Source organism: Curtobacterium pusillum, assembly GCF_013359865.1.
GTDB classification, from domain to species: domain Bacteria; phylum Actinomycetota; class Actinomycetes; order Actinomycetales; family Microbacteriaceae; genus Curtobacterium; species Curtobacterium pusillum.
Map to the genome: position 1 here is coordinate 1 of NZ_JABMCE010000022.1, position 2404 is coordinate 2404.

The 2404-nt window shown below is 75.0% G+C and carries 4 protein-coding genes; all 4 read left to right on the plus strand.

Annotation, left to right across the window (positions count from 1 at the left end):
- On the plus strand, nt 1-576 hold a 576-nt coding region (locus HP507_RS00210), incomplete at its 5' end, for a hypothetical protein (RefSeq protein WP_175349894.1).
- A 133-nt stretch (nt 577-709) separates the two neighbouring features.
- Nucleotides 710-1549, plus strand: coding sequence for a hypothetical protein (locus HP507_RS00215; RefSeq protein ID WP_175349895.1), 840 nt, complete (start codon nt 710-712; stop codon nt 1547-1549).
- Nucleotides 1546-2022, plus strand: a complete 477-nt coding sequence (locus HP507_RS00220; protein ID WP_271207366.1) for a SprT-like domain-containing protein — start codon at nt 1546-1548, stop codon at nt 2020-2022. The genes HP507_RS00215 and HP507_RS00220 overlap by 4 nt, the downstream gene beginning before the upstream one ends.
- A 47-nt stretch (nt 2023-2069) precedes the next feature.
- Nucleotides 2070-2404 (plus strand): ABATE domain-containing protein (locus HP507_RS00225; protein ID WP_175349896.1); only part of this gene is annotated, 335 nt, incomplete at its 3' end.

Below are 2404 nucleotides of genomic sequence, written 5' to 3' on the forward strand. Positions count from 1 at the left end.
CCGCGCTACGGCGAGCGGGTCGACCCCGCGCCCGCCCCCGCTCCCCAGTACGGCCAGCAGCCGAGCGCGCCCTCGTGGGGCGACCAGCACCAGACGCAGCAGCCCTACGCGGCCGCGGCCGCGCCGGCGAGCGCCGGGGCTCCGTCGTGGCAGGGCTACGACGAGCCGAGGGCCCGGAAGAAGACCCTCGGCGTCGTCGCGTTCGTCCTGGGCGTCCTCTCGCTCGTCATCGGTGTGATCGGCGGCTACGTCATGGGCTCCGCACTGGCGAACAGCAGTGCGCTCGACGGCCTCACCCAGGGCGGTGGCGCGTCCGCTGCCGAGCAGCAGGAGCTGCAGCGACAGCTCATGAGCGACCCGGCGGTCATGTCGCAGATCGGCGCCGGCGCCGTCGTCGCGGGCATCGCTGCGATCCTCGGGCTCTGGGCGCTCGTGCAGGGGATCGTCGCGGTCGCGACGAAGCGCGGCCGCGGATGGGGCATCTTCGCGATCGTGCTCTCCGTGGTCGCGACGATCGCGACCTTCGGCACGTACATCGGGGTCGCCGCGGCGGCGGCCGTCAGCGGGGCGAACTGACGAGAACGGCTGTCCGGAACGGCCCGTCGTGCACCCGCACGGCGGGCCGTTCCGCTTCCCGGACCGACACGACGCCGGCCCCCGTGCGCGTGGCACCGCTCGCTCTCGGGACGGCGCGGTTACCCTCGAACCGATGTCCCTCCCGCCCGACGACCGCCAGCAACCCGACCGCACCGACCGCGCCCGGGAACCGCGTCATGCGGCGCCCGTGACGGCCGGCGTGAGCCCCGGGAGCACCTTCGCGCCGATCAGCCTCCGACCCGCCGTCGACGCCGACGCGATCCAGCAGCGTCTGCGGGACCTCGGGCAGAGCCGCAGCACCGAGGCCCTGGCCGAACGGGCCGAACTCCTCCGTCTGCTCGGCCGGCTGGACGAGTCCCTCGTGATCGCGGAGGAGGTCTTCCGGCTGACGATGTTCACGGGCGAGCGCTCCGACAAGGTCGCCGCCCGGATCCGCCGTGCGCACGTCCTGCACGACCTCGGTCGGTACGAGCGTGCGGCCACCGAGTCCGCCCTCGCGCGGGACACCGCCCGGACCGAGGAGTGGCCGGAGCTCGAGGGCGCCGCCGCCGAGCTCGAGGGCTGGTCGCTGTTCGAGCTCTCCCGCTTCGAGGAGGCACGTTCGGCGCTCTCCCGCGCCTACCAGGCCTTCCGCCAGGCCGGTGCCCCGTCGGAGCGCACCGAGGCCCTCCGCACCGCCGTCGAGGCCGCCCTCCGCGCCTCCGTGGCACAGCCGAAGGCCGAGGACCGGCCGCGCACCGCTCGCGAGGTCGCCGCCCGCCGCGCCGAGGAGGACGAGCCGAAGACGCGCGTCGCCGAACCGGTGAAGCAGGTCCCGCCGATCCGTCGCCGGGTGCTCGGTGCGCCGGACGCCGCCCGTACCGAGGCGGACGACATCTGGGGCCGGATCGCCGCACGGGCCGCGCAGAAGGGCCAGGCCGGACGGGACGAACCCGGCGACGACGAGCGGTGACGCTGCTCGATGCCGTCCGGGCCCGAGCCGAGCACCTCATGTCGGCGCACCTCGGGGCCGGGGTGTGGACGTTCGGCTTCGACCACGCGAAGACGCGTGCCGGCCAGTGCGACTTCGCCCGCAGGCGCATCACGGTGAGCCGGCACCTCGCCGCGCGGTTCTCCGAGGACGACGTCGACCAGGTGCTCCTGCACGAGATCGCGCACGCGCTGGCGGGGTCCCGCGCGGGTCACGGGCCGGCGTGGCGTCGGACGGCGAAGGCGCTCGGCTACACGGGCTCGCGGCTGTACGACGGCCCCGTGGCGAGCGAACTGGCGCCGTGGACCGGCACGTGTCCGGCGGGACACGAGCATTTCCGCTACCGCACGCCGACCCGGCCGCTGGCGTGCGCGAAGTGCTCCCGACGGTTCGACGCCCGGAACGTGATCACGTGGAGCCGACGACCGGCGGAGGACCGTCGAGCTACCGCATGATGCCCACGGGGCTCGGAGGCGCGCCGGTAACCCGTTAGCCTGGGCGGATGCACACGGGGCAGCACATCCGCACGGACACCGGTTCCACGTGGTTCTTCGACGCCGGACGGATCGCCCTCGACTTCGCGCACACCGGCGGGTTCGCGGACGACGCCGACGGACGTCGGCCGCGTGCCCAGCTCGGTGAGCTCCTCGTGACGCCCGCCGACCTCGACGAGTGGCTGTCCGACCACACCGAGCCGATCGACGTGGGCGCCACCGCACGCGAGCTGCAGGATGCCCGAGCACTCCGCGCCGCGATCGCCCGCCTGGCGGTCGCCGCCGCCCCCGGTCCGTCGTCCACGGCGGCCGAGCGCACGGCGGTGGCGGCGGGCCTGCGCGC

Bases quoted from the DNA above. Each gene is read 5' to 3' on its own strand.
- HP507_RS00215 (WP_175349895.1), top strand. From the start codon at position 710: ATGTCCCTCCCGCCCGACGACCGCCAGCAACCCGACCGCACCGACCGC.